Origin of the sequence: Lichenibacterium dinghuense, from assembly GCF_021730615.1 — a bacterium.
GTDB classification, from domain to species: domain Bacteria; phylum Pseudomonadota; class Alphaproteobacteria; order Rhizobiales; family Beijerinckiaceae; genus Lichenihabitans; species Lichenihabitans dinghuensis.
Map to the genome: position 1 here is coordinate 5,186,646 of NZ_JAJLMN010000001.1, position 25,808 is coordinate 5,212,453.

Here is a 25,808-nt window from a genome sequence, read left to right on the forward strand (position 1 = left end):
CGGGCCTCGCGGGCCGCCGGGGGCGGGCTACCACGGGGCTACCGAGAACATGGCCGACGGCGTCGCAGACAGCTCCATGAAGGTCCCGCCGAGGTATGCCGCCCCGGGCGAGATCGACCTCCTCGACGCCATCGAACGTTTCTGCGCCCGCCTGCCCGACGCCGCGACGGTCTCGCCCACGGCCTTCGCGTTGATGGAGCGCGGCGGGCCTGTCCGGGACGCGCTCGTGCTCGGCGACATCACGGCCGTGCTCATCACCACGACCAAGCCCCCGGTGGATGTGCATCCGGCTGCTTTCAGGGACGACACGGTGTGGCAAGCCATCGCATGGGGGACGAACGCCTTCCCGACGCGGCCGGAATTCGGCATCGAGCCGGGCCGCCTCGTGGTCGACAGGGACGCGTTCGATGCGGTGATGAGGGTGGGAGGCGGCGAGGCTGCGGCGTCGTCTCAGCCCCCGAGGCCGCCTCAGAGGTACGTGCCACCATACATCCGGCTCGCGCTGGCAATCTCCGATCGCCTCGACCTTTCGGCCGACTACCTTTTCGGGATCGAGGCGATGAGGGATGCGATCCTGGAGATCGCCAAGGAGCCGAGGTGGAAGGGTCTGAATATCAGCCCAGCGATGGCCATGCAGTTGGCGAGAGCCATGAACCACCCGCAGTTCGCGAACCGTGGTTATGACCCTGAGATGGACTTCTCAGACCCGGACCCCGTCGATCTCGATCCGGCGGAGGCCCGGAGGAACGATAGCCGCTTACCAGATCCAGCCAAGCCCCACAACGGTAGGCAGTTCATGGGTCCAAAGAAGGCGCTGCGAACCAACTCGTAGTCGGCCTCGTAGGCCCTGAGGCCCAGCCTCGAAGGCTAAGAACCTTCCAACCCACTACGGGAAAGCTTTTCTTGGGTGCAAGGAGATGCCGTGAGCGCGGCATCCAGGAGCAGACCCATGGAAGCGCTTTCTACCCCGCACACTTCGCCGCCGGCCCGAGCGAGTTCGGACATGCTCCTCGACCATGTCGAGGCGGCTTCGTCCTTGAGGCTCGCGCCACGGACGCTCGCCCGCCATCGCGCGGACGGCACTGGCCCCGTCTTCATCCGGCTCGGCCGCCGCGTGCTCTACCATCCCGACGACCTCATGGAATGGGCGCAGTCTCACCGGTATCGGAGTACGTCAGAGCCTACGAGCCGGCCCGCGGGCCTGCCGCTCAGGCCTCGCCGTCGGGCGTGAGGACACTCGGCCCGTCACCGACATCAACGTCGAGCCGTGTCCGCCGCCTTCGAAGTCGTCGGCACGCCCGGCCTGTATCTGACGAGTGAAGCCAACTACCACATCTACGACGACGCCCACCTTTGCCGAGGTGGGCGCGTGCGGCCGAAGCCGTTACTGAGACAGTGTTGTGCCTCTCTCATAGCTCTTCGTCCTCGACTCCGCAAGCTAGAAGTCGAAATCGGCCCCGCCGATGAAGTCCGCACGCGCCCGCTCGCCGCCAAACAAGCGAGCCTATAGACATGGACAGCAACGATTTTGACCTCGGCCGTGATCTGACCGAGTTGGAAGGGTCGAGTCTCGACGGGCTCGATGAACGTCCCTTGGAGGCGAGATCAGCGCCCCCCTCGCATCCGACGAGCGCGCGTTCCGACTCCGGAACGGCTTCGTCGTTCAGGGATCTGATCTGCAAGCCTCGGCCGGAGACGGTCTACCTTGGGAGGCGGGAGGACACGATCACCATGCCTCCGACGCTCGACCTCGAACGGTCGTGGCATCGGCCGGAGGGTGACGGGGTCAGTGACTTCCTCATCGAGCATCGCAAGAACTACGAGGCCGATCGGCGCGCCGAGGCCGGCTACGGTTTTCCAACGTCAAGCGTGAAGGCGTTCATGTACGGAGGGCCTCGTGAACCGGATTGGGTAATTCCCGGCTTGGTTCCCCGCAAGGAAGTTTGCATTTTCGCTGCTGAGGCGGGTATTGGTAAAACGACCCTCTTGACTCAGATGCTTCTGTCTGTCGCTTCAGGCCAGCCTTTCTTCGGTCTTCCTGTCGGGAGTGGCGTCGTCGTAGGCTTATTCCACGAAGACTCATCGGCACACCTTCGTGGTCGTCTTGGTACGCTGTTCGAGGAGACGTCGACGGACCTCGACCGTCTCGACGAGAGCGGAAATCTGTTGTTCGAAACGCGAGATTACGATCCAGGGGCCGAAGACCGGCGCGTGCTTTGGGACAAGGGGCCTACTCCGAATTTCTTTGACCTCGAACGCAAGATCGAAGCGGTCGGCGGTGTGAGGCTTTTGGTCATCGACACCATCAAGCGGGTTATTGCTGGTGATGTCGACAAGGGTGAGAACGTCAGACATTTTCTTTCCGCGCTCCAGGGGCTTGCCGATCGACAGAACATCGCGATCGTAGCTTCTACGCATGTCAACAATCATGGAAAGACGGCGGGATCCTCGGAGTTTGTGAATCAAGGTCGCTCGGTCTTCCATCTCATCAGGAGTCCCAAGAACGGCACGCAGGCGACCTTGACCTCGATCAAGTTGAACTGCGGACCGGAACCGTCCCCTATCCTTCTTGAGAAGACCCTGAGTGGCTTTTGGCGCGTCCGCAGTACCACGGTTGAGCCTACCGCGCGCGCGAACGCGTTGATCGACGCGAGGGAGCGCGGCGAACGTCTCCGCGCCATCCTCTTCGACGTCATCGACAACCATCCGAAGAAGCTGTCCGTGCACAAGCAGGCGGAGTCTTACGCGCCGCGCTTCGCAGCCGGCACGTCTGAGGCTGAGGGATTAGGAGCATCGCCGGCCGAGTTCGAGGCGGTGATGGCTGATGCTCTCCTGAAGGGCGAGATTGAGGAGGTGCGGAAGGACACCCGCCATTCGACCAAGGTGTTGCGCGTCGTCGACAGGGGCGTGTGACGCACGAGGTCCAGCACAAGGCCCCCGCATTCAGACGAACCTCGTGCTGGACCTCGGCAAGGCATAAATACCTGTTTCGACTCAGCTTTCGCGGCGAGGTACACTGCCTGTGCTCGACCGCGAAGAAGAGTATTTCATCAAAAGACAAACGAGATCCGTAACTCTAAGCCCCCTCGCGCGAGCCCGTCGATCCACCCATGCCGAACACCCACTTTAGCACCGCGGCCGTCATCGCCGAGTTCCGTGCCCACGGCGCGGAGCCGACGTTCACAAGCTACACCGGCCCGAGCCAACGCCTGACCTTCCTGTGCTCGTGCCCCGACCGGCGGCCGGGAGAGACCACCTTCCGCGCGCTCCACCACCAGGGCGTGGCCCCGCGGTGCCCCGAGTGCAGGACGCTGGCTCGCCAGGGCCGGATGTTGGGGAACCGCCGTACGCCGTCGACTCCCGCGGCGCCGAAGGCGGCACCGCCGACCGACCGGGACGGGGTCATCGCCGAGAAGTATCGGACGCTCCTTGCCCAGCACGGCGTCACGCCGCTGTCCGAGTACGGGGGCGCCAGGACGCCGATCATCTTCATGTGCCCCGGCCGCGAGTGCGGTGGCGCACGCCACTCGATCATGCCGGCCGCCCTCCGAAACGGGCAGCTCCCGCGGTGCCCTTCGTGCCAGAAGGCGGCTCGGCCGCGCGGGGCGGCCCATCACCGCTGGAACGACGAGCGGTCACCCGAAGAGCGGGAGAACGACCGTTCCAAAGCGTGGGAGGTCGCTGTCCTTCGTGTCCACGACATGAGGTGCGTCATCACGGGACGCATCGGACGGGCGCCCCATCACCTGTACGGGCACGCTGCCTACCCGGAGTTCCGCCTCTTGCTCCAGAACGGCGTCTGCCTCACCCGCACGCTCCACGACGAGTTCACTGCGCGGCACCGCGACGGCCGGAACACCTACGACGATTTTGCAACCTTCTATGCGGAAAAGACTGGCCGGGTCTGCCCGATCCTCGACCCCATGCTGCTCCGGATATCCGAGCGCGTTTTCGTCGAGTGAGGAAAAAGTTCATGGTCCAAGTCGGCGAGGGCCGCCGCCGCTTCGCGTGCTTTCACGAAGCCCGCCATGCCGTTGTACGATGGTAGCTGGGGCACGATGCCGACAACGCGGTGGTGATCTCGCGAGCGGCGGCATTGTGGAAGCCCTTCGATTTTATACCTCACTTAGTGTCCGTCCGATAAGGGCACGTGGGGTTGAGTGGCCGGGGCTGAGATGATTCCAGGAGGGTGCTGAAACCTGATCTGGAACCGCCATGTGGACCCCGGCCACCCGCGAGCAGCATAGCCGCTCCGAACTCCGCTACTCAACCGATCTGACCGACGCCGAATGGGCCGTCATCGAACCGCTGTTGCCGCCCGGCAACCCGCTCGGACGGTCCCGGCTGTGGTCGTTGCGGGAGATTGTGAACGGCATTTTCTATGTGCTGCGGGGCGGCGTTCCCTGGCGCCTGTTGCCGAAGGACCTGCCCCCGAAGAGCACGGTGTACGGCTACTTCAGCGCGTGGCGCGATGAGGGCCTGTTCGCCGGCATCAACCACCATCTCGTCATGCTGGATCGCGAGCGGGCCGGGCGAGAGGCTTCGCCCACCGCGGCCGTGCTCGACAGCCAGAGCGTGAAGACCACGGAGAGCGGCGGTCCGCGGGGCTACGACGCGGGCAAGAAGGTGAAGGGTCGCAAGCGCCGGCCCTGGTCGACACGGACGGCCGCGCCCTGGTGCTCGACCCGCAGCCGGCCGACGTGCAGGACCGCGACGGGGCCGTGCCGGTGCTCAAGCAGTCACGCCGTTCATATCCTTTCATCGCCAAGGCCTTCGCCGACGCGGGCTACGCCGGCGACAAGCCGGACAGCGCCACGCTCATCGCCGTCGAGATCCTCCGCAAACCACCCGGGCAGGTCGGCTTCGTGGTTCACCCCCGGCGATGGGTGGTTGAGCGCTTCTTCGCCTGGATCAGCCGCAATCGACGCCTCTGGAAGGATCCGGAGGCCACAATCGCATCCGCAAAGGCCTTCCTCTACGCTGCGTCCGTCATGATGCTGCTACGTCGCATAGGTTGCGCAGCCTGACTTCCCGGACGGACTCTTAGATGAGCCTCAAACCCGTGGCGAATGCCGAGACTCTTGACGTAGGGAACGAAATCGCCTTGTGGCATGAAGTCGAGATTATAATTGCCGATCTCGCAAGAGAATAGTTGCCTAGCGAACTCGCTAAAATCCTCACCATCTTGAAATGATAGTGGTTTAGGATAGTTGATAACGTACTCGTTGGCCGAGTAAAATCTGACACCGATTCTCGAATATACAAATATATACGATGACAAACCGGCAATTCTAACCTGTGATTAGGCGTGGAATTTTGACCCCCATGTGAGGGGGATCGGCGTCCAACTTTGACCCCCTCGAGTGCAATTCGAGCAAGCTGCACGTCCTTGTTGCGGGACGGGCGGTGGGGGGGATGAAAGGCGTGGACACGATTGCGCGCATCAGGCGCGAGTTCTTCATTCGAGGCCGGTCCATCAAGGAGATCGTCCGGGATCTGCACGTGTCCCGGAACACCGTGCGCAAGGTGGTGCGCACCGGCCGCACCGCGTTCGAGTACGAGCGTGAGGTCCAGCCGATGCCCAAGCTCGGGCAGTGGCGGGCTGATCTGGACGAGATGCTGGCCGCCAACGACAGCAAGGCGGCCCGCGAGCGGCTCACCATGATCCGCGTGTTCGAGGATCTGCGCGGCCGCGGCTATGCGGGCGGCTACGACGCTGTCCGGCGCTACGCCCGGGGCTGGCGGCGCGAGCGGGTCGCGGTGACGGCCGCCGCCCACGTGCCGCTGAGCTTTGATCCGGGCGAGGCCTACCAGTTCGACTGGAGCCACGAGATCGTGCTGATCAACGGCACCACCGTCACCATCAAGGTGGCCCACGTCCGGCTCTGCCACAGCCGCATGCTGTTTGCGCGGGCCTATCCGCGCGAAAGCCAGGAGATGGTGTTCGACGCCCACGACAAGGCCTTCGCCTTCTTCGAGGCGCCTGCCGCCGCGGCATCTACGACAACATGAAGACGGCAGTCGAAACGATCCTCGTCGGCAAGGAACGACAATATAACCGCCGTTTTCAGCAGATGTGCGCTCACTATCTCGTCGATCCCGTCGCCTGCACGCCGGCGTCGGGATGGGAGAAGGGCCAAGTCGAGAACCGTGTCGGCTGGTGCGCGAGCGCTTCTTCACGCCCCGCCTGCGCGTGAAGAGCATCGAGGAGCTGAACAGGTGGCTCCTCGATCAGTGCGTCGCTTACGCCAAGGGCCATCCCCATCCCGAGAACAAGGAGATCACGGTCTGGCAGGCGTTCGAGGCGGAGCGGCCGAGCCTCGTGCCCTATGTCGGCGCCTTCGACGGTTTCCACGCCGTGCCGGTCTCGGTGTCCAAGACGTGCCTGATCCGCTTCGACAACAACCGTTACTCGGTGATGGCGAGCGCCGTCGGCCGCCCCGTCGAAGTGCGGGCCTATGCGGAGCGGATCGAGTTGCGCCAGGGCGGCCATGTCGTGGGCGAGCATGTTCGCAGGTTCGGCCGCAACGAGACCGTATTCGAGCCCTGGCATTATGTGCCGGTGCTGGCCCGCAAGCCCGGCGCCCTGCGTAACGGGGCGCCGTTCAAGGATTGGTGCTGCCGCCCGCCTTCGAGCGCGTCCGGCGCAAGCTCGCCGGCGCCGACGATGGCGATCGCCAGATGGTGGGCCTGCTGACGGCCGCCATGGACGACGGGCTGGAGGCCGTCGAGGCTGCCTGCCTGGAGGCGCTCGAAGCCGGCGTCCACTCGGCCGACATCATCCTCAACATCCTGGCCCGACGCCGCGAACCCGCGCGCGTCATCACCATCGATACCCCTGACGCGCTGCGCCTGCAGCACGAGCCCGTCGCCGACTGCGCGCGCTATGACACTCTGAGGAGCATCATGTGATGGAACGTTCCGAAATCCTGGCCACGATGGTGGACCTGAAGCTTTACGGCATGAAGGCCGGCTACGACGAGATCATCACCACGGCGTTGAAGCGCCAGCACGAGCCGCAACGCATCGTCGGTGATCTGCTGCAGGCCGAGATCGCCGAGAAACAGGCGCGCTCGATCAAGTATCAGATCACCATCTCCAAGCTGCCTTTAGCCAAGGACATCGAGGATTTCCGGTTCGAAGGCACGCTCATCAACGAGATGCTGGTGCGCGATCTCGCCGGCGGCGAGTTCCTTGCTCACCAGCGCAACGCTGTCCTGGTGGGCGGCACCGGGACCGGCAAGACTCACCTCGCCATCGGGATCGCCCGAGCCTGCATCCGCAACGGCGCCCGTGGCCGCTATTTCAACGTCGTCGACCTCGTGAACCGGCTCGAAGCCGAAGGCCGCGCCGGCCGCCACGGCCGCATGGCCGACTACCTGTCGCGCATGGACTTCATCGTGCTCGACGAACTCGGCTATCTGCCCTTTGCCCAGTCTGGCGGGCAACTCCTCTTCCATCTCATCAGCCGCCTCTACGAGCAGACCTCCGTCATCGTGACGACCAACCTGGCCTTCGGTGAATGGCCGAACGTGTTCGGCGATGCCAAGATGACGACCGCACTGCTGGACCGGCTCACCCACCATTGCGAGATCGTCGAGACCGGCAACGAGAGTTGGCGCTTCAAAAACCGCGCCTCGGCCTGAGCATCACGCCACCGCAGCCGCCCGGCTGCGCAACCCTGACCCGCTTCGCCGGGCGGCCGCTACCGCCTCAGATTGCAGCAAGGGGGTCAACATTGGACGCCGATAGGGGGTCAAATTTCAACGCCGATTGACACCGTGGGCCGTCGAGGGCTCGGGGACGTTCGAAAAGGCCCTCGTGTCTGCCGTTTCGCTCGGGGGTGATGCCGATAGCGTGGGGGCCGTGGCCGGGGCGCTTGCGGGAGCCAAGTGGGGCGCGTCGGCCATCCCGAAAAGATGGCTCGAACCCCTCGCGTGGCGGAACAGGATCGCGGCTACAGCGATGAGCCTCGTGAGGGTGTCCAGCGAGGTCCATCTCGGCGAGTCGTGACCTTTCGCTGAGTTCCACCAAACCGCTCAGTAGATCGAGTGCCCAGACAGGAATCATCTTCATCGATGTGCGCAGCCCCGGGCACCAGGGAGTGGGCCGGAGCTGCGCGCCCTCAGCGATCTGAGCGCGTCGGGCTTCGCATATGGAAATGCTTATTCTTCATCGGTCTTCACCCAATCGGGTGAAGACCGCCCCAAGCGGTCCTTCTTAGCTTGTCCCCGCGACCAACGTCGCCGATCGGTGGGGGCCGGTCGTATGGATCACCACCGACCCGAGGACCCCGCGGGACGACGGGACGACGGGACGAACAATGACCATCATCTCTCACGACACCGCGGGCCAAGCGGCGCGGTTGGCCTCAGACCCATCCATCTCGGCCGATGGCAAGTTGGCCGCCTTCGAAGCATACGACAGCAACGGGGTACGACAGGCCTACGTGACGTCGACCGCGGACGGGTCAGTTCCGTTTCTCGCGTCGCGTTCGACAGGAGGCGACGCCGCTAATGCTGCGGTCAACGGCGTGACACTGTCATCCGACGGTCGTTACGTCGTATTTGACACCCGCTCCACCGGTTTCACGACGGACCCGGTCAATGGGCACAACGAGGTATATCTACGCGACACACAGACCGGGACGACGCAACTGGTCTCCAAGGTGACGGGCACCGCGATGGACGGGAACCAGTACGGCGCCGCGATCGCCTCAGCCGGAAGCGGCGCGCCCATCGTCGCGTTCACAAGCGAATCCACGAGCGTGACCGGATCCCCGGTCGCGCAGGCCGTCCAGAGGGACATGGCGACAGGCGCCACCACCGTCATCTCCGTCGGATCGCAAGGGGCGGCAAATGCCGCCGCATACCTCGACTCGATCTCCGACGCCGCCCACGACAGGGCAGCCTTCGAGTCCAGGGCTACCAATCTCGGATTTGCTTCCGGCGGAAATGACGAGGTCTACATCAAGGATGTGGCATCTGGCGGGACTTCATTGACCCTCGCCTCGTCGATGGCCGACGGACGTACCGCGCTCGCAGGCGACAACGGTCAAGCCTCGATCTCAACTGACGGGGGCACCGTGGCGTTCGTCAACAGCCGCAATGGGCAGTCAGAAATCTACGTGAAACGGAACGGGAGCGGCGACCCGATCCTGGTCTCCCTCGCCCCCGACGGCACAGCGGCGACCGGGATTAATTCGAACCCTATCATCTCGGCCGATGGCAAGTACGTCGAATTTACTAGCACGGCGACCAATCTTAACGGCGGCACCGGCGGCACTCAGGTCTACGTGGCCGACTTGACTGGCGCGGCTCCGAAGGTCACCCTGCTCTCGCGGGACGCGTCTGGAGCTCCCGGCCAGGGAGGCACGAGCACCTCTGGATCCACGACGGCCTTCGGTAACGGGACTCGCACGGCGGGACAAGCATTCACCTCCGACGATGCCACACAAATCTATACCAGCGCGGCGGGATCGCTGACCGGAGGAATATCAGGGCTCCCGGAAGTAATCGCGGCCTCGGGTGCGGCTTCCGCGGCAGCCGACACAACTCCGCCGGTCGTCGGGGCTGTCACAGTCACCGCCACGCCGGTCCCATCGGGCGCTTCCGGATTGACGGGCAGCAAGTCCATCACCTTATCAGTCAATGCGACCGACAACATCGGCGTCGCGGGGGTCGAGTTTTATTCGGGTACTTCCAAGACACCAATCGCGCCCGGCATAATACAGGGAGACGGAAGTTACCAAGCGACCGTGCAACTCCCCGATGGGATCTATGGACCGTTTCACGCTGAGGCGACGGACGCGGCGGGAAACCCTGGAGTGGGCACCACGGGCAATTCTACGCTGACAGTCGACACCACCCCGACAGCGCCGACCTTCGATCCGAAAGTGACGCTGACCGGACCGAGGACGGTGACGTTCACCGGAACCGCGAGTGATCTAAATGGCCCTTCGTCGGTGAGCTTGTCGGAGAATGGCAGTTCCATCGGCACCCCGGTGACGACGGATGCCTCCGGAAAGTGGACTGGCACTGCGACGCTCAAGGCCGGACACCATGGGGATATTGTGGCGACCGCGACCGACGCAGCGGGGAACCTTTCAGGACAAACATCGAGCCTTATCGACCTTCGCCTACCCGGCAAGAAGGGCAGCGCTTCGGCCGACTATTACGCCGATGGTGGCAACACATATCTCGGCACGACTGACTTCAACCGGAACGGTTCGGTCAAGGACCAGTCAACGTTCAAGCAGCTCGACGACGGTGGTTTTGAGGTCGACCACGTGGCCGGCAGCGCGGTGGGAGCGAAGGGACTGAAGTCCTACTCAGACATCTATGACTCGGACGGCAACCAGACCGAGATCCAGCGCGTGGCGTCCGGCGGCGAGAGGACTCTGACCGGAATCGGCGGGGGCGATACTTTCGTCTTTCAGCGGGGGCTGGCGCAGGATGTGGTGACAAACTTTCTCGCGAAGGGTGACGCCCATGACACCTTGTCGTTCTCGCGATCAGAATTCTCGTCCTTCGCCGATGTGCTCGCAAGCGCGTCCCAAGTGGGAATGGACACCGTGATCACGGGTAATCACGGCGACAAGCTCACTCTGACTAACGTGGCCGTGGGTGACCTCTCCCGTTCGGACTTTAAGTTCCACGCCTGATAGGCGAACCCACCGCCAACGACGCCAGCAGGGTCGTGAGGCCCTGTTGGGACGAGACCCCGGTCTTTCCTAGCACCGCCCGAAGTTGAGAGCGGACGGTCTCGCGGGAAAGGTCCAGAGCCTCCGCGACGGCGGGCACGCCACCGAGGGTCACGGTCGACCTCGCGACACGCGCCTCCGCAGGTGTCAGGCCGAACAACGAGACAAGCAGGCGCCCATCCGGGAATGAGAGCGGGGATGCGCGCGTGATCAGCACCAAGCATGCCGCGCCGACGAAAACCTCGCGCCCTTCCCCCGTCACCGGAAGAAGGTGCGCCACGGACGGGGTGCCACCGTGAGGAGCGGCGATGGGTATGGAACATCCCGCCGCGACTCCAGACCCTGCGCGCATCTCTTCGAGCGCCCGCACTAAGGCGGCGTCGCCGTCCCGATCGACGAACGTCAGGCGCCCACGAACCTCCCTCACCGTTCCGGGGGTGAGTGCTGCCAGGAGTTCGTTGCCGACGATCACGCGACCACGGGCCGAGAGGGAGCCGGCGGGGATGCCGAGCGCGGCGAGCGACTCCACCGCACCTCGGGAACGATCCAGGCCGAGCCTTGCGGAAATCAGAGCGGCCCGGGCGAGGTGTGGTCGCAGCGCCTCTGCGGTGGCGAGCGAGCGGGCATCTTGAGCGGGCGATCCGAACCGACGCTGGACTGAAACAACCATGAGGTCTCCGGTCGGCATGTCGAACAATGTCGCGAATTCAGCCCCGATGCCCCGTGGCAAATAAAAGCCTTCCAATGCGGGATCAGTCAGTAATTCTTCGGGAGTGTAGATATCCTCGCCGGTGATGAACGCCTTTGGATTAAGCTTCACGGCACGTGGAATTTTGTCGCTGCGAGCTTCCCACCCCTCGTGGAGGTAATCGCGCACGTAGTGATCATCACCGGTTGAAGTGGCCCACCGTACACCATCTGGCCCTCTTGCGATGAGAACCGCGCAAGGGCCATCGAAGCGTCGAGCCAAGAGCGACAATGCTCGGGGCCAGAGGTCGGGCGCCAAAGCGGCTTCGTAGAAAAGGTCCGCCAAGTCCTGACTCTCCATTCAAGCCTCCGCACGTCCGACCCCGATGGCAGGACACTTTGACGCACGAAGCGATGGTCTCGTCAACTTAGAGATAAGCTCATCGTGTAGTCTCCCGCTAAATTCAACATGTGCATGTTCGGCGTCGATTCTTAACATGAAGCCGGCGCCAGCCAGCCCAAACGTCCCGACGGCACGGACCGGCGAGACCACGGACCAGCTCGCCCACAGGATCCAGAACCTCAACCCCTCAATGAGGTCCGTCGAGTATGTCGGCCTCGCCTGGCAGGCGGCCGGGATCAAGGAGGGCTTCCGCGATTGGCGGGCGGGCGGGAAGGTCAGCGACGGCTCGATGCCGATCGGCACGCCCATCGCCACCTTCATGGACCGGCACGGCAACCAGAGCGACAGGTACGACGGCGGCTAGGGCGTCGGGGTCCACGCGCGGGACGTCATCGCCGCGAGCCATGGAAAGCTCGGGGCGGGGACCACGCACGCAGCCGCGCTCGCTGAATACGAGCGCGACCGGGACGGCAAGGTCACCGGCATCAAGGTCCAGCAGCAGTGGATGGGCCGCCCATCAGGCCACGATCAAGGTCGGCGACCGGCGGGGCGGCGAGGCGGACGCGGACAACTATCGCTCGGTGAACGGCAGGGACGGCCAGCCGCTCGGCGACATGAACCCGTTGAACCCGAACGCCAAGAACTACGCCGGGGCGCAGCCCGTCGCGGGTGGGACGCTGGGCGGCCTCCCGCCGGCCGTCGACTCGCCCAAGGCCGCCGCGACCAACAACCCCCAGGGCGGTCCCGCAGCCCCCGCCAACGCCGGAGCTGCGGCGGCTTCATCGTCCCAGGTGCCCACCGGCTCGAACCCGGCGGACAGGGTCAGCACCGGTTGGGACCCGGGCATGCGGTCCGCGTACGACGCCCCGGCCACGCCCAGGTGCCCGGCGCCAAGGCCGACCCGAGCATGCGGTCCGCGTACGACGCCGCGCCCGCCGATCCCGGGATGCGGTCTGCATATAATGCCCCGCCGCCCGCTTCATCGGTCGAGCAGCCTGCCGACGTCCCCGCCTAGACGGCCAAGACCTCGGCGTCCATGAACGCGGCCTCGGCCCCTTCTCCATCCGGCGGCGACTCGTCAGGCGGCTCTTCATCGTCCGGGGGTGGCGACTCGTCCGGCGAGTCCTCGTCCAGTTGCGGGGGCTTCTGTCGCTGTACCGGTGGCGGGTCCGGTGATGCTGGCGGTCGGATGGACGGCTTCGGCGAGAGCCCCATGATGCCGCTCCTCGCTATCATGAACACCACGTTGTTCAACAGGAATCGACCGTGGGCAACCCGACGGGGACCTTCGCCGGCCGCATGGGGCGGTGACACCACGCCCATGTCGTCGGCCGATAGCGGGCTAGATGTTCACCTCCTCTGGCCACCGTTCGACAGAGTCTCAAGGCTGTCCGCGCCGAGCCAACCCGCTCTGCTCCGGTCACCGACATGCAGCACGAGGTCCAGCACGAGGTTCAGTTGTTCGAGGAGCCCCGTGCAGAACCTCGTGCTTTGCAACTGCATGCGTTTGAACAGGAATCCGGCATGCGTCAGGGTGAGGGGATCGACGCGAAGAAGAGGATTTCATGAAGACAGTTTGAGATCCGTAACCCACGTGCGCCGTGCTGACCGCGGCAGGGATATTTCACTGACCCGCCTTCGGCCGGGCCTGCCCTCCACCGCCGCCTGTCGGCCCACGGCCCCGCCCCGGGTGCCGAACCCATCCGACAGCCCGAGGAGCCTCGTCGCCGTGCCGAGCATCCAGTCCGCCGAGACCATCCGGGCCAACGCGGACCTTCTCCGCCGCCTCGCAGCCGCCATCGCCCTCGCCGGTGAGCCTCTCGCGGAGGTGTGCGAGCGGATCGCGTTGGACATCCGGGCCGAGGCGGCCTCTCACTGGGGGATCGGCCGGCGGCGATCGACGGCATGGTGCGGCGCGACGCCGCGCCAGAAATCGCGTTCGAGGGCTGAGTCTGGGCTGTCGAAGGGCTCCGACGCCATGCCGAACCCGCTCTTCCTACCGCTTTTGCGGTGAAAATCGGCCCCGAAACTCTGGGAGCGCCGGGGTGATCTGCTCATCCCTTTCTCAGATTTCAGTGGGGAAGGGGCGGCGAGCAGCGTCGCCCCACCCCGAGATGGGGAGCCGGAGAAGGGGAGAGCCGGAGACCGGCCCCCGAGAGGGAGCCGCCCCGCCGCCGGACCCGCCGGGAGCGGAGCCGGGAGCCGCCCGCTGCCGCCGGCCCTGCCCGGGGACCGCCCGGGATCCCCCTGCCCCTCCCTTCCCACCCCATTTGGCTATGCCTTCCGCTGCTGCCCTCCCCGAGCCGCCGCCCTCGCGGTGGACCGGAGGAGCCCCGGCACCGGATCCGGCCCGTCCCTCGATCCAGACTATCTGACCACCCTCACCGCGACCGGCGCCGCCCCGAGCCCGGCTTCGTGCAGGCATCCCGGATGGGGTTGGACAGCCCCGGCGACCACGGCCCGACTCTCAAATGGTTTTCCGGCTGGAGATCTTCATATCCCGCAGGGGGTTACGCCGGGGCTTCCTCCACATCTGCACGTCTTTCCCTCCATTTGCGGCCCTTGAGCGCCTATCTGTCGCCGCTTCATGCGACGGCCGCACCGCCCGGGACAGGGTCGGACGCAACGCAACCGGGGCGGAGCTGAGGAGTTGGAAGACATCCCAGGGTGTGGAGGTTCTCATGCGTTCGCTCATCGCTGTCGCCGTGCTCGCCGGCTCGCTCGCCGCCGTCTCCACCGCCGCCGAGGCGCGGGGCTGCATCACCGGCGCCATAGTGGGCGGCATCGCTGGTCACGCCGTCCACCACGGCATCGCCGGCGCTGCCGCGGGTTGTGCGGCCGGCTCGGGCGCCTCGCACTACTACCGCACCCACAACAACGCCGCCGCCCTTCGCCGCAGCCAAGAGCAGGTCACGCCCAGCGTCGCCCAGTGATCTTTCGACCGGCTATGAGGTCCAGCTCGTCCGGTTGGTCACCGTCGCCCGTCGAAAAGTTACTGGAGAGATCTCCCCCGATCGGATCGCCATGATCCTCGTGGAAGCTGGTACGGAGTGCACGCGTCACGTGAGGTGAGCGAGGGTGAGGTCTCAGGCCCTCACCGCCGATGTGTTCATGGGGAGACCCAGACCGTCGGCATCTGCGGCGAGTAGAGGATCGACCGCTTCATGCGCCGGCCGCGCCGCCCGGCTACGGGTCCCGCGTGCCTTCGAACGTCAGCTTGCCGCGGTAGACGGTCCGATCCATCGCGTCGCGGACATCGCAGGCGACCGTGCGCTGCTCGCCGTCGGGCAGTTCATCCCGGGCGATATCTGGAAGGATGGTCTGGCAAAGCTCCCGGGCTTCATGGAAGCTGTCGAGGTCGTCGCCGACCTCGTCGCGGTGCAAGCCGTGGCTACCAGTAATGTCGAAGAAAAATCTCGGCATACCTGCCTCCCGCCGTACCGGCGAGGGCGCGAACCTCCCCCAACCGTCGAGTGCCTCGGGGTGGAGACGGCGGCGGGTTACACTCCCATAGTGCGACATTTCATACCAGTCCGAAACGCCCGCGCCCGGCGCCGTGAACCTTATTCCATCACGGTGTTGCAGCTTTGCATGCAGACGGTCGTAACCTCCGGGTGTCCGCAACCTGCCTGAGGATGGAAGCCGTGTCGTCGATCGTCCCCGCCCAGATCCGCGGCGCCCGGGGCATGCTCGGATGGAGCATGATGGACCTCGCCAGAGCCGCCGGCCTGTCTGTGTCGACGGTCAAGCGCTTCGAGGACGCCGCACAGCCCCGACCTTCATCCAAGAAGGCCGAAGCCATCCGCGGGGCGTTCGAGGACCACGGCATCACGTTCGAAGCGATCGAGGGGGGAACGATCGGCTTGCGCTTCGACCCTCACGCCCGCCCCCGAGCCTCTGCCTTTTCCCGGTTCATGTGATCCGCCGCGCCGCCGGCCACGGACCACCATCACCATTCATGGGGGAGAAGCATCCGAGGCGACGTGAGGCGGGTCACGACATAGGTCCCAGGGGCCATCGGGGGCACCGTGGACCGGGTGCACGCCCGGGTGGGTATCGACCCCCCCAGGCATCGGAAGGCCCCTCCATTTGCCTGTGAGGCGACCATCACGGCTTCGTCGAAGCCAGCCACCACCCATCGGTCACCCCACGGTCGGGAAGCCATCCCGCTATCTGTGTGCCGACGGCCACGGCTTCGTGGAGGCCACCGGCACGGTGTCGGACATGGGCTGGATCGGATGGGCCACCACCCGGCCTCAATCTGTCGGATGAGGGCCCGATCGGGCACACGACCCCGCCCCAGGGTGCGGGGTGACCGACCCCAAGCCGTCTCGGCCACAAGTGTGGCGGTCCATCATGTCGGCCGCAGGCCGGACAGCGCCGGATCCCGGGCCACACGGGGCCACATCGCCTTCATGGGCGGCTTTCCCTCGTGCGCGATTAAATGAGCAAAATGAGCAAGCCGCCGGTCGGAAAATCCGCCCCCGTCGCTTCATCGCTCAGAACACGCGATCACGGCCTATATCCGTCCGGACGCGGCGCCATCGGTCGTGGCAAGGCTTGCCCCGATCGGTCGAGGCCGTGGCCCCGTATCGAGATCATCCGAGGGTGATTTGAGGTCCATCCGGCGATGGCCCGCCCCGCGACCAGCCCCGGGGGGGCGGTTCATGCGAGGACGGTCCTCCCCATCCTCGCCACCACGCGCCTCCCAACAAGGGCGCGGCGGGCCGGATGGACCTCTTCGTCCGGGACGCGGCTTCGAAAGCCAACCGGGCAGCAGCATCCTCGCCGATCTCGACCCGTCCCGCAAGGTCGGAGACACGTCATCTTGCAGTAGACCTCGGCTTCGTGGACCGGTCATACGGCGGACTTACTCGGATTAACCATCTATCTGCTTTACTCCGCTCCGGATCTTTTCATCTGAGCGACGATCGATCGTGCCACGTTTTCGGCCGCCGCCTTCGCCGGGTCGTGGGCGACGTGGGCGTATCGTTGGGTCGTCTTGGGGTCTTTGTGGCCGAGGAGGAAACCGATCATGAGCAGGCTGCTGCCGGTCGACGCCCCCACGCTCGCGAACGAGTGCCGGAGGTCGTGGATCCGCGTCTTGGTTAGGCCGGCGCGGGCGTATAGCTTCGCCCACGCCTTCGGCAGGCCCTTGTAGGAGCCGTCGCCGCGTGTAGCGGGGAAGACGAAAGGCGAGCCGTTCAGCCTCGGCACCGCGCGGAGGAGGTCCACGGCCGGCTCGCCGAGTGGGATGTCCTTGGCTCCGGTCTTGCTGTCCGGGAGGTGGAGGTAACCTCGGTCGAGGTCGACGTGCGCCCACTCCAGGCCGAGGATCTCCGACCTGCGGGCGCCGGTGAAGAGGAGGAGCTTGATCGCCGCCAGAGCGGTCGGGCTCGCCGCATCTGGCGGGCGCGGTGACGCCCCTTTCCGTCCGGCGGCGATCCAGTCGGCGTGCATCGCCTCGAACTGGTCCCAATCCGCGTGGCTCGCCTCGAACGCTCCCCCGAGCCGCTCCAACTCCTGCCCGGACAGGAAGCGGGTGTTCTTGCCATCCTTGAAACGCTGGACGCCCTTGACGGGGTTGTCCGACCGGAGCCCCTCCTTCATGGCGAAGGTCAAAATCCCGCCCAGGAGCCCGACGGTCCGTGTCGCGGTGCCCTTACCCCCCTCCACGATGGCGCGGCCGTGCTTGCCCGTCTTTTCGTCGACCGCGGTCTTGCCCGCCGCGACCGCGTGGAGGAAGTCCTCGACGTCCTTCCCGGTGAGCTTGCGGACGAGCTTCTTGCCGAGCAGCGGCTTGATGTGCCGGCGGATGCGCCCCTCGTCGGTGGCGAGCGTGCTGGCCTTCTTGGGCACGTCGAACTTGGTCAGCGTACGACCCGCCCGCGCCGCGGCGAGGTACTGATCGCAGAGGTCGGACACGGTGACCCCCGCCGCCTTCCGCTCGCGTGCGGCGTCCGCCGGGTCGATCCCGCTCCGGACTAGGCCGAGGACGTCCAGCGCTTCCTTCCGTGCCGTCTCGGGGGTCCACGGCGAGCCGTGCTTGCCGATCGTGTGCCACTTCTGGCGCCCCTCGAAGGCGTACTTGAGGATGTAGGTCTTCGACCCGTCAACGTTCACGCGCAGGCCGAAGCCCTTCGTCGCGGTGTCCCACACGATGTACCGGGCCGGCTTGGCCTCGGCGGTCTTGACCGATTGCAGGGTCAGCTTGACGGCCATGTCCCATCTCCTCGGGCTACCACGGGGCTACCGCGCGAGATGATATCTGTGGCATCTATTGGCAACCGGAGGCAACGTAAGTCGTTGTTTTACCGCGGTGCCGGCATCTCGTGGCAGCCCATGGCAGGTCAGGCGTTTGCCCTCCGAAGGCAGAGGTCTCAGGTTCGAATCCTGACGGGTGCGCCACCTTCTTGTGGCATTTCTGCTGTGTTTACAGCCCCTTAGATGCTCCTCGCGGACCACTGAAAACCCCTGCGGTATCAAGCGGGGTATCACAATGTCCGTTGTCGTGCTCAAAGCGGGCGGCATGACCATCACCAATCGGAACGTCGTCCGCGGGAAGAGCGGGGTTTTTCACTGGCGGATGCGGGTCCCGAAGGGGCTTGAAGGGAATCAGGGCGGGAAGACCCATCTCGATTTCAGCTTGAAGACCAGGGACTCTCAGGAAGCCGCCCCGCGCGCCTCCAAGCTCACGGCCGAGCATGAAGCCCTTTGGGCCTCCCTGCGGTCCCCCGAGGTCGTCAGCGGCACCTACACGCCCCAGCAAGTGAGGGATGCGGCAAAGGCGCAGTTGATTGCCCTCGGGCTTCAGCCGGGCGGGGGGCGTGATGGCTCGGATGGGTGGTGGACCGTCCTCGAGTCATTTGAGCGGGAGCATGGGCGCGCCTTCCAGGAAGCCCGGCACCAAGACGGCGACGGGGCCGTGAACCGCCCCGGGTTTCCCGGAGGCTCCTGATCTTGCGAGACTGGAGCCATGACGAAGCGCACACCCCCGTTTTCTCCCGAGGTCCGCGAGCGCGCGGTCCGGATGGTGCAGGAGCATCAAGGCGAGCACAGCTCGCGGCACGCGGCCATTCGTTCGATCGCGTCCAAGATCGGCTGTTCGGGGGAAACCCTGCGCAATTGGATCAAGGAAGCAGAGAGCAGCAAAGCCGCGAGGCTTGGCCCTGCATCGGACGAGCGCGAGCGCATCAAGGCGCTGGAACGCGAAGTCCGCGAGCTGCGGCAGGCGAATGAGATCCTGCGCAAGGCGAGCGCGTATTTTGCCATGGCGGAGCTCGACCGCCGCTCACGGACATGAAAGCCTTCATCGACGAGCATCGGGATGCTCATGGGGTCGAGCCGATCTGCAAAGTGTTGCCGATCGCCCCGTCGACGTACCACGCGCACGCGGCCCGGCAGGCCGACCCCACCAAGCGATCGGCGCGGGCCAGGAGCGATGCGACGCTGATGGTCGAGATCCGCCGCGTGTTCGACGAGAACTTCGGCGTCTACGGGGTGCGGAAGATCTGGCGGCAACTCGACCGCGAGGGCATCCGCGTCGCCCGCTGCACGGTGGCGCGCCTGATGCGTGTCTTGGGGCTGCAAGGGGTTGTGAGGGGAAGAAAGGCCCGCACCACAGTGCCGGATCCCTCGGCGGCTTGCCCGCTCGACCGGGTGAACCGGCAGTTCAAGGCCCTCGTCCCAACGCGCTGTGGGTGTCGGACTTCACCTATGTCGCGACCTGGTCCGGGTTCGTCTATGTGGCTTTTGTCATCGACGTGTTCGCCCGCCGCATTGTTGGCTGGCGAGCTTCGCGCTCCGCTCAGACCAGCTTCGTGCTGGACGCCCTGGAGCAGGCCCTACACCAGCGCCGACCTGTCGGCGCTCTCATTCATCACTCTGACCGTGGAGTACAATACGTCAGCATAAAATACACAGAACGACTTGCCGAAGCCGGCATCGAACCCTCTGTCGGCAGCATAGGAGACAGTTACGACAACGCCCTCGCTGAAACCATCAACGGCCTGTTCAAGGCCGAGGTGATCCATCGGCGGGGTCCATGGCGGTCGTTCGAGGCCGTCGAATATGCCACACTTGAGTGGGTCGACTGGTACAATCACCGCAGGCTGCTCGAGCCGATCGGCAACGTTCCGCCGGCCGAAGCCGAAGCAGCCTTCTACGCCGCGCTTGAGGCCCCCCCGATGGCGGCGTAAATTCCAAGCCAATCAGCCTCCGAGAAACCCGGGGCGGTTCACCGGCGCAAGTTCCTCACGCTTGTCAACCGGGAGGTGGAACGCCTCCAGGGCTATCGTATTTGGGCGAGGATGGATCGTGCGAAGGCGTCGGACCATCCGGCCCTTTTGCGTTTACGCTTGATCGAGATGTCCGGCCTCGCCGTGCGCAGGACGTTGAGGGCCAAGCGACGCAGCACGGCGAGATTTTCCGGGCCGTTGTCCTTGCGGTTGCGTGCGCGGTCCTCGTCGAAGGTCGTGTCCAGCACCCAGTGCTGGCTGTTCTCGATGCTCCAATGCGCCCGTACGGCAGCGGCGAAACGCTCGGGCGCAAGGCACGCCGAGGACAGATAGTAGCGTCGCGAGCGGCTCGTCTGTCTGTCGCGTTCCACAGTGCTGTCCACCACGGCGACGGTGGTCAGGCCCGGCATGGCGGGTTCGCCCGCATAGCGCCGGTCGGAAAACAGCCAGGACACATCCTGCGTGGTCGCGTGACGCCGCCGCTCGATGCGTCCGTGGTCGGCATCCACCGTCTTGTGCCAGTTCAGCGCGTTCCGCGTGTCGGGCGCGGCAAAGAAGGCTTCGACATCGGCCAACATGGCGGGGCTGTTGGCCTTGAGCGAGAACAGATAGTCGCCGCCCCGCTCCAGCACGGCCGCGGCCGTGTCGCGCTGGCAGTGGATCGCGTCGGCTGTCACCAGCGTGCCGCCGAGATCCAGGCAGCCCAGAAGGGCGCGGGCCGCCACGATCTCGTTCTCGCCCGCCGCCATCGCGCGATGACCCAGCACGAGCCGCGCGTCGGCCGCAAAGGCCGTGACGACGTGCAGCGGAGAGGCGCCGGCCGCCCGGTCAAAGGAACGTCGCAGCGTTTTGCCGTCCACGGCCAGCACGCCTGACCCGTCTGTGCCGACATGGTCCAGAAAACGTCCAAAACAGCGCGACAAAGCTTCAGGGTCGAGCAGACGGAATAGCCGCGAGAACGTGTCGTGGCTCGGCAGACCGTTGCTCAGCTCCAGAAACTCGCGGAAAAGATCTTCTCGGGCCTCGGCAAAGTCAGCGAAATCGACGCAGCTTTCGCAGCCGCAGATCGACGCCACGAGCGCGATCGTCAGCACGTCGAGAAGGCTGTGACGCGTCGCGTTGCCGGTGCGCGGGTCGGGAACGTCCCGAAGCATCGAGATCACAAAGTTCATCAACGGCCTCCATCGGCCATCTCAAACCACTCAAGGCACCACCACGCTACCCCAGAACTTCAAATGCGATTCCCCTGGGAACGCCTCTACCGCGATGGCGAGGCCCCGGAGGAAATCACCCTCACGGATGCCCGCGCGACGTACTTCCGGCTGCACAAGGAAGGTGGGGAGGAGCGCTTCCAGCGGGACACCAATCTGCCGGTGGATGCCTTCATGGCGCTGGCCGGTGACCGCCCGTTGCCCAGCTACACGCGCGACCAAGCGAACTGCTACCGGGACGCAATGACCGCGAAGGGCAACAAGACCGCGACCGTTCGGCGGCGCCTCCGGGTCCTGTCGGCCGTCTTCAACATGGCCAAGCGGGAACACTCCCTCACCATGGTCAACCCGTTCGAGGGCATCATCATCGCCCGAGATGGCATCGACGCCACGCCCCGCCTCCCCTTCAGCCTTGAGGAACTGCGGACCCTTATGGTCGCTTGTCGGAAGTCTGACGACGACCGCCGCCACATCCTGTCCATCCAACTCGACACCGGGGCGCGGCTCAGCGAAATCGTGGGCCTACGGCGGGAGGACGTGTTCCTCACCGATACCATCCCCCACATCATCATTCGCGCGAACCGTGCCCTTGGCAGGCGCGTGAAGACGGAAGTGAGTGCTCGGCGTGTCCCCCTGGTGGGCGAAGCGCTTTGGGGCACCACTCGGGCCATGGCTGAAGCTGCGAAGGTGAAGGACCACGGTGAGTGGTTGTTCCCCCGCTACGCAACGGACGGGAAGGTCAAGGGCAATCACGCCTCCGCCACTCTGAATAAGTGGATGAAGACGCTTCCCGGAGTGGAGGGCACCACCCACAGTTTCCGGCACGCCATGCGGGACCGGATGCGGGAGGCTGGCATCCCGGAGGACATTCGAGACGCCATCGACGGCCACGGCACTAGGCCGTGTGGACGAATTTAGAGCAGCAACGCTTTTGGGGATTCCCTTGCTGGCTCAGGTCTGATTCTCATGCCCCGAGGCATTCGGGGGGTGAGATCGATGTCGACGCGAATGACGGAGCAAGACTGGACGCATACACTCGCGGTGTTCCGCGCCTGCCTTCCCCGGCGGGGACGGAAGGCAACAGATGATCGGCTTTTTCTTGAAGCGCTTCATTTTTTCAGCGTCGAAAATGTTCGCTGGCGCGCTTTGCCCGAGCGCTTCGGTTTGTGGAACAGCGTGTGGAAGCGGTTTGATCGGTTAAGCCAGGCCGGCGTGTTCGAAGCCTTCTTCGACACGCTCGCGTCGATGAGCGACACCGCTCATCTCGTTCAGATGTTCGACTCGACTATCGTGCGCGCCCATGTGTCGGCAGCCGGCGCAAAAGGGGGCAGCACGGACAAGCCCTCGGTCGCTCTCGCGGCGGCTTCACCACGAAGATCCATGCCAAGTCCGACGCTTCCGGCGACATCATCGCCTTTGATCTGACCGGCGGTGAAGCTTCCGACGGGCAACACTTCGAAACCCTGCTCGACATCGGCCCCGATCTTCAGCCCCGTGCCGTGATCTGCGACAAGGGCTATGCCAGCAAAGCCAACCGAGACGCCGCGAGGACGCGCGGTATCGCCCCTGTGATCCCCCACAAAGCGAACGAGAAGAACAAGCCGGCCTTCTTCGCTCGCACCCTTTACAAGGCCCGGGCCCGCATCGAGCAGGGCATCGGTCGGCTGAAGCGCTTCAAGCGCGTCGCCCTCCGATGCGAGAAGACCGCAAGAAACTTCCGATCCATCGTCGCTTTCGCCGCAGGACTGTGCTTGGTCAAATTCGTCCACACCGCCTAAGTCCGTTGGCGAGCGGTACGGAAGCGGCCACTCGCTGAAGACGCTCCGGGAGCACATGGTCAAGGTGGTCATTTCCCCGGAGAGGGCTTCCTGAACTCCTGCGGAGCCTATTGGCGGCTCTCACCGCTCGCAGGCGGTCATTGGACGGCATCCCCATTGCCCTCTCACAACAGCCCCGAGGCCCCAGGCACCCGTTCGGTATCCGAGGTGTCGTGGGCGCTTCGGTCCCATCCTAACCATCTACACCGATAGGAAAATCTCGCCTTGGACCGAACGGCTTACTGCCTTGATTCGACCTCTGCATCCCAATCAATGACCACAATCGAGACACAATCCTTCCCGGACCACCTGGCTGTCGACGCTCCATCCATCATCAAGCCGATCTACGCGCGGCTGGCAGACTCGCCCGTTACCGATGAGGCCCGAGCCCTGGTGGATGCCGTCCTGGCGCTGGTGGACGCCTATGAGAGCCTTCTCTGATTGGGGCTCTGGAGGTCAAGCGCTCCTGTCAGGTTTTTTGTCCCGTTCCCGCGGGTCACACGCTTCTCTTCGCGGTCGGCGTTTCGCCGCCGCATGATGGGGTCAGTCCGGCTCGGTCCCTCGATCTGTTTCACGACCTCGCGACGTCGCCGCGGGCTCAAGACTCTCAACGAGGTGGCCTTACCGATCGTCCCCACGGGAACGGTCCACATCACCCTTTCAGGTGAAGCTCGTGCGGGTGGCGGCCCGCGGTGTCCTCCGAGCGTCAGGCAACTACGGTGGCGGGCGCGGTGGTCGGCCCGGTGCCGAACCGAAAGTCGGTACCGTCGCTCCACATCCGGTGCAGGACCACGGCCAGCTTTCGGGCTACGGCAACGCGCGCCCGCGCCATGCCGCGATGCTTGGCGATCGTCATGCCCCAGGCCCGCAGGCTGGACCATTTCTGGCTGCGCACGAGCAGCGCGTTAGCGGCCTCGTACAGGGCCGTTCGCGCCAGTTCGTCGCCGCATCGGCTGATCTTGCCCTGAATGTCGGTCTCGCCCGACTGGTAGCGCGAGGGCGTCAGGCCGAGATGGGCACCGACGTCGCGCGAATGGCCGAACCGATCGGGTCGGTCGATCGTGGCGCGAAACGCCAGGGCGGTGATCGGGCCGACGCCGGGTGCGCTCATCAGCCGCCGACAGATCTTTTCCTCGCGCACGATCTTCAGCACCTGTTTTGTCAATCGGGCGAGCTGCTGGATCATCGTCGACAGTACAGTGAGCAACGGCTCCACCATCGCCAGCAACGCTGTGTCGTCCGAGCAGAGTTCGCGCACACGCTTGTCGAAGGCCGCCCGGCTCGGCGTGCCGACCTTCAGCCCGGCTTCCCGAAGCATGGCCCGAACGACGTTCTCGATCGACCGCATCTCGTTCAGCACCGTGCGGCGTGCGACCAGCAGCGAGCGCCACAGCCGGCACTGCTGCGACTTGACGTGCACCTGCCGGAACCAGCCGGTGCGCATGATCTGCGCCAGGGCACGCGCGTCGTTGCGGTCGGTCTTGTTGGGCATGGTCTTCATGGCGGCGTTGGCCTGCCGTGTCTCGATGCAGACCGCCGCCAGCCCCGCCGCGCGCAGGCCCTCGTGCAGCCAAGCCGTCAACGAGCAGGCTTCGAGGCCGATCCGCTCGATCGGCAGCTTCAAGCCCTGCAGGGCCGCAACCAGCGGCCCTGGCGCGCTCGCGGCGCGCAGCTCCTTCACGATCCGACCCGCGTCATCGACCACGCAGATCGCGGTCTCTTCCAGGGACACGTCCAGTCCGGCATAGTACGTCATGGTTGCTCCTGTCGCGATGCTTGTGGCCGCTCGACACGGACCACGTTGAACCATCCGGGCAGGAGCAGCCACCGTTGGGCCTGGGCTGGAGCCCCAATCACCCCATCTGACCCAAAAGCCTACGATCGCGCGAGTCGCCGGATGCCGAACTGGATGGCAGCGAGGGTGACGAAGGCGAGCAGGGTCGAGGCGAGGTTTTCGAAATCCTTGGCCAGGCGCCGGTTCCGCCCGAGCCAGGAGAAGGTCCGCTCCACAACCCACCGGCGCTTGATCACCTCGAAGCCGACCGCCTTGGGATTGCGGCGGACCACCTCCAGCCGCAGCCCATTGCTCGCTGCCGCCTCATAGGTCTGTTGCGCATTATAGCCCGCGTCGGCGAATACACATTCCAGCCACGGAAACCGGAGCTTGATCTTGTCGAACAGAAGCGCCGCGCCGTCGCGGTCCTGAACGCCTGCCGAGTGGACGACGAGGCGGATCGGCAAACCCAGTGTGTCGACGAGCGCGTGGATCTTGCGACCTTTCACCTTCTTTCCAGGCTCGTAACCCACCGCGTCGGCTGCGTCGGCGGTCTGTTTCTCGGCTTTACAGCCCCTTTTTCGGCCGACTTGATCGTCTGGCTGTCGATGATGCCGGCGGAAGGGGAACCTTCACGGTCCTCGCGCTCCCGCAGCATCGGGTAAAGCTGGTCCCAGATCGCATGCCACGTGCCGTCAGCCTGAAACTTGCGGAAGATGTTGTACACCGTCGAACGCGGAGGAAAGCCATCCCGCGGCAGATAGCGCCACGGGCAGCCGGTTCGCAGCAGAAACAGGAGCGCGTTCATCGCCGACCGCATGTCGGTCTTGCGGGGCCTGCCACCCGGAGTGGCATCCGGGATCAGCGGCCCCAGCACGGCCCACTCCGCATCCGTGACATCGCTCGGAAAGCCGCCACCCAGGCGCCTGTAGGTTTTTCGTTGCTCGTCGGTCCACATGGTGATCCTGCCCGCTCGC

At 65.2% G+C, this 25,808-nt stretch carries 21 protein-coding genes, 1 tRNA gene, 4 pseudogenes and 1 other annotated feature; of the genes and pseudogenes, 19 read left to right on the top strand and 7 right to left on the bottom strand.

Features of this window, described 5'->3' with window-relative positions:
• The first annotated feature begins 49 nt into the window (after positions 1-49).
• From L7N97_RS24930 to L7N97_RS24965, 9 genes and pseudogenes are all read left to right on the top strand, one after another.
• A complete protein-coding gene (locus L7N97_RS24930) occupies positions 50-832 on the top strand; it encodes a hypothetical protein (RefSeq protein WP_237481001.1) in 783 nt (260 codons plus the stop codon).
• 171 nt (positions 833-1,003) lie between these two features.
• Positions 1,004-1,231 carry a helix-turn-helix domain-containing protein gene (locus L7N97_RS30450; protein ID WP_342398949.1) on the top strand — a complete coding sequence of 76 codons (228 nt, stop codon included), beginning with the start codon at positions 1,004-1,006 and terminating at the stop codon, positions 1,229-1,231.
• 281 nt (positions 1,232-1,512) lie between these two features.
• Entirely contained in the window at positions 1,513-2,913 is a 1,401-nt protein-coding gene (locus tag L7N97_RS24935) for an AAA family ATPase (RefSeq protein WP_237481003.1), read from the top strand.
• Between the two features lie 197 nt (positions 2,914-3,110).
• Positions 3,111-3,962: a hypothetical protein gene (locus L7N97_RS24940; RefSeq protein ID WP_237481004.1), complete on the top strand. Its 852-nt coding sequence runs from the start codon at positions 3,111-3,113 to the stop codon at positions 3,960-3,962.
• Between the two features lie 253 nt (positions 3,963-4,215).
• A protein-coding gene (locus L7N97_RS24945) for an IS5 family transposase (RefSeq protein ID WP_428981027.1) occupies positions 4,216-5,027 on the top strand; the annotation gives its coding sequence in 2 pieces (ribosomal slippage) (positions 4,216-4,648 and positions 4,648-5,027; 813 coding nt in all).
• Between the two features lie 388 nt (positions 5,028-5,415).
• Positions 5,416-6,900 (top strand): annotated as a pseudogene (gene istA / locus L7N97_RS24950) (IS21 family transposase); the annotation flags it as partial.
• A gap of 11 nt (positions 6,901-6,911) precedes the next feature.
• Positions 6,912-7,646: an IS21-like element helper ATPase IstB gene (istB, locus tag L7N97_RS24955; protein ID WP_237478175.1), complete on the top strand. Its 735-nt coding sequence runs from the start codon at positions 6,912-6,914 to the stop codon at positions 7,644-7,646.
• Between the two features lie 127 nt (positions 7,647-7,773).
• Positions 7,774-8,013 carry an ADP-ribosylglycohydrolase family protein gene (locus tag L7N97_RS24960; RefSeq protein ID WP_255721742.1) on the top strand — a complete coding sequence of 80 codons (240 nt, stop codon included), beginning with the start codon at positions 7,774-7,776 and terminating at the stop codon, positions 8,011-8,013.
• 388 nt (positions 8,014-8,401) lie between these two features.
• Positions 8,402-10,663: an Ig-like domain-containing protein gene (locus L7N97_RS24965; protein WP_237481009.1), complete on the top strand. Its 2,262-nt coding sequence runs from the start codon at positions 8,402-8,404 to the stop codon at positions 10,661-10,663.
• On the opposite strand, the gene L7N97_RS24970 is transcribed toward L7N97_RS24965, so the two are convergent.
• A complete protein-coding gene (locus tag L7N97_RS24970; RefSeq protein WP_237481011.1) occupies positions 10,647-11,579 on the bottom strand; it encodes a helix-turn-helix transcriptional regulator in 933 nt (310 codons plus the stop codon). The genes L7N97_RS24965 and L7N97_RS24970 overlap by 17 nt on opposite strands.
• Before the next feature lie 307 nt (positions 11,580-11,886).
• Here L7N97_RS24970 and L7N97_RS24975 point away from each other — a divergent pair, with 307 nt between their 5' ends.
• The gene (locus L7N97_RS24975; protein ID WP_237481013.1) at positions 11,887-12,156 is read left to right on the top strand and encodes a hypothetical protein; all 270 of its coding nucleotides are present in this window, start codon (positions 11,887-11,889) and stop codon (positions 12,154-12,156) included.
• A 647-nt stretch (positions 12,157-12,803) separates the two neighbouring features.
• On the opposite strand, the gene L7N97_RS24980 is transcribed toward L7N97_RS24975, so the two are convergent.
• The gene (locus tag L7N97_RS24980) at positions 12,804-13,046 is read right to left on the bottom strand and encodes a hypothetical protein (RefSeq protein ID WP_237481015.1); all 243 of its coding nucleotides are present in this window, start codon (positions 13,044-13,046) and stop codon (positions 12,804-12,806) included.
• Positions 13,047-14,473: 1,427 nt separating this feature from the next.
• On the opposite strand from L7N97_RS24980, the gene L7N97_RS24985 reads away from it, so the two are divergent.
• A complete protein-coding gene (locus L7N97_RS24985) occupies positions 14,474-14,725 on the top strand; it encodes a hypothetical protein (protein WP_237481017.1) in 252 nt (83 codons plus the stop codon).
• 253 nt (positions 14,726-14,978) lie between these two features.
• Here L7N97_RS24985 and L7N97_RS24990 read toward each other — a convergent pair whose 3' ends face one another.
• Positions 14,979-15,215 carry a DUF6894 family protein gene (locus L7N97_RS24990; RefSeq protein ID WP_237481018.1) on the bottom strand — a complete coding sequence of 79 codons (237 nt, stop codon included), beginning with the start codon at positions 15,213-15,215 and terminating at the stop codon, positions 14,979-14,981.
• Between the two features lie 221 nt (positions 15,216-15,436).
• Here L7N97_RS24990 and L7N97_RS24995 point away from each other — a divergent pair, with 221 nt between their 5' ends.
• Positions 15,437-15,712, top strand: coding sequence for a helix-turn-helix domain-containing protein (locus tag L7N97_RS24995; protein WP_237481020.1), 276 nt, complete (start codon positions 15,437-15,439; stop codon positions 15,710-15,712).
• Positions 15,713-16,688: 976 nt separating this feature from the next.
• On the opposite strand, the gene L7N97_RS25000 is transcribed toward L7N97_RS24995, so the two are convergent.
• Positions 16,689-18,014 (bottom strand): site-specific integrase, encoded by a 1,326-nt coding sequence (locus L7N97_RS25000; protein WP_237481022.1) that lies wholly within the window; start codon positions 18,012-18,014, stop codon positions 16,689-16,691.
• Positions 18,015-18,117: 103 nt separating this feature from the next.
• Between L7N97_RS25000 and L7N97_RS25005 the strand changes: the two genes are divergently transcribed.
• The 3 genes and pseudogenes from L7N97_RS25005 to L7N97_RS25015 all read left to right on the top strand — a co-directional run bounded on the left by L7N97_RS25005 (position 18,118) and on the right by L7N97_RS25015 (position 19,990).
• A tRNA-Arg gene (locus L7N97_RS25005) sits at positions 18,118-18,200 on the top strand.
• A gap of 121 nt (positions 18,201-18,321) precedes the next feature.
• On the top strand, positions 18,322-18,750 hold the full coding sequence (locus L7N97_RS25010; protein ID WP_237481024.1) for a DUF6538 domain-containing protein: 429 nt from the start codon (positions 18,322-18,324) through the stop codon (positions 18,748-18,750).
• 18 nt (positions 18,751-18,768) lie between these two features.
• Positions 18,769-19,990: pseudogene (locus L7N97_RS25015) on the top strand (IS3 family transposase).
• Positions 19,050-19,166: a sequence feature (AL1L pseudoknot), on the top strand. It overlaps the preceding pseudogene by 117 nt.
• Positions 19,991-20,082: 92 nt before the next feature.
• On the opposite strand, the gene L7N97_RS25020 reads toward L7N97_RS25015, so the two are convergent.
• Positions 20,083-21,201 (bottom strand): ISAs1 family transposase, encoded by a 1,119-nt coding sequence (locus L7N97_RS25020; protein ID WP_237481026.1) that lies wholly within the window; start codon positions 21,199-21,201, stop codon positions 20,083-20,085.
• A gap of 63 nt (positions 21,202-21,264) precedes the next feature.
• On the opposite strand from L7N97_RS25020, the gene L7N97_RS25025 reads away from it, so the two are divergent.
• The 4 genes and pseudogenes from L7N97_RS25025 to L7N97_RS25040 all read left to right on the top strand — a co-directional run bounded on the left by L7N97_RS25025 (position 21,265) and on the right by L7N97_RS25040 (position 23,498).
• Positions 21,265-22,158 carry a tyrosine-type recombinase/integrase gene (locus tag L7N97_RS25025; protein ID WP_237481028.1) on the top strand — a complete coding sequence of 298 codons (894 nt, stop codon included), beginning with the start codon at positions 21,265-21,267 and terminating at the stop codon, positions 22,156-22,158.
• Between the two features lie 90 nt (positions 22,159-22,248).
• A complete protein-coding gene (locus L7N97_RS30620) occupies positions 22,249-22,665 on the top strand; it encodes a transposase (RefSeq protein ID WP_237479109.1) in 417 nt (138 codons plus the stop codon).
• A pseudogene (locus L7N97_RS30625) lies at positions 22,581-23,018 on the top strand (IS5 family transposase); the annotation flags it as partial. The gene L7N97_RS30620 and the pseudogene L7N97_RS30625, both read left to right, overlap by 85 nt.
• 312 nt (positions 23,019-23,330) lie before the next feature.
• Positions 23,331-23,498: a hypothetical protein gene (locus tag L7N97_RS25040; RefSeq protein WP_237481031.1), complete on the top strand. Its 168-nt coding sequence runs from the start codon at positions 23,331-23,333 to the stop codon at positions 23,496-23,498.
• Between the two features lie 265 nt (positions 23,499-23,763).
• Here L7N97_RS25040 and L7N97_RS25045 read toward each other — a convergent pair whose 3' ends face one another.
• Positions 23,764-24,813, bottom strand: a complete 1,050-nt coding sequence (locus L7N97_RS25045) for an IS110 family RNA-guided transposase (RefSeq protein ID WP_237477084.1) — start codon at positions 24,811-24,813, stop codon at positions 23,764-23,766.
• Positions 24,814-24,932: 119 nt separating this feature from the next.
• A pseudogene (locus L7N97_RS25050) lies at positions 24,933-25,789 on the bottom strand (IS5 family transposase).
• Positions 25,790-25,808: the final 19 nt, after the last annotated feature.

What these genes read in the sequence shown, in the direction of transcription:
- L7N97_RS24930 (WP_237481001.1), top strand. Translation starts at nt 50, where the DNA reads ATGGCCGACGGCGTCGCAGACAGCTCCATGAAGGTCCCGCCGAGGTAT.
- L7N97_RS30450 (WP_342398949.1), top strand. Translation starts at nt 1,004, where the DNA reads ATGCTCCTCGACCATGTCGAGGCGGCTTCGTCCTTGAGGCTCGCGCCA.
- L7N97_RS24935 (WP_237481003.1), top strand. Translation starts at nt 1,513, where the DNA reads ATGGACAGCAACGATTTTGACCTCGGCCGTGATCTGACCGAGTTGGAA.
- L7N97_RS24940 (WP_237481004.1), top strand. Translation starts at nt 3,111, where the DNA reads ATGCCGAACACCCACTTTAGCACCGCGGCCGTCATCGCCGAGTTCCGT.
- istB (WP_237478175.1), top strand. Translation starts at nt 6,912, where the DNA reads ATGGAACGTTCCGAAATCCTGGCCACGATGGTGGACCTGAAGCTTTAC.
- L7N97_RS24975 (WP_237481013.1), top strand. Translation starts at nt 11,887, where the DNA reads ATGAAGCCGGCGCCAGCCAGCCCAAACGTCCCGACGGCACGGACCGGC.
- L7N97_RS24985 (WP_237481017.1), top strand. Translation starts at nt 14,474, where the DNA reads ATGCGTTCGCTCATCGCTGTCGCCGTGCTCGCCGGCTCGCTCGCCGCC.
- L7N97_RS24990 (WP_237481018.1), bottom strand. Translation starts at nt 15,215, where the DNA reads ATGCCGAGATTTTTCTTCGACATTACTGGTAGCCACGGCTTGCACCGC.
- L7N97_RS25000 (WP_237481022.1), bottom strand. Translation starts at nt 18,014, where the DNA reads ATGGCCGTCAAGCTGACCCTGCAATCGGTCAAGACCGCCGAGGCCAAG.
- L7N97_RS25010 (WP_237481024.1), top strand. Translation starts at nt 18,322, where the DNA reads ATGACCATCACCAATCGGAACGTCGTCCGCGGGAAGAGCGGGGTTTTT.
- L7N97_RS25020 (WP_237481026.1), bottom strand. Translation starts at nt 21,201, where the DNA reads ATGAACTTTGTGATCTCGATGCTTCGGGACGTTCCCGACCCGCGCACC.
- L7N97_RS25025 (WP_237481028.1), top strand. Translation starts at nt 21,265, where the DNA reads ATGCGATTCCCCTGGGAACGCCTCTACCGCGATGGCGAGGCCCCGGAG.
- L7N97_RS30620 (WP_237479109.1), top strand. Translation starts at nt 22,249, where the DNA reads ATGACGGAGCAAGACTGGACGCATACACTCGCGGTGTTCCGCGCCTGC.
- L7N97_RS25040 (WP_237481031.1), top strand. Translation starts at nt 23,331, where the DNA reads ATGACCACAATCGAGACACAATCCTTCCCGGACCACCTGGCTGTCGAC.
- L7N97_RS25045 (WP_237477084.1), bottom strand. Translation starts at nt 24,813, where the DNA reads ATGACGTACTATGCCGGACTGGACGTGTCCCTGGAAGAGACCGCGATC.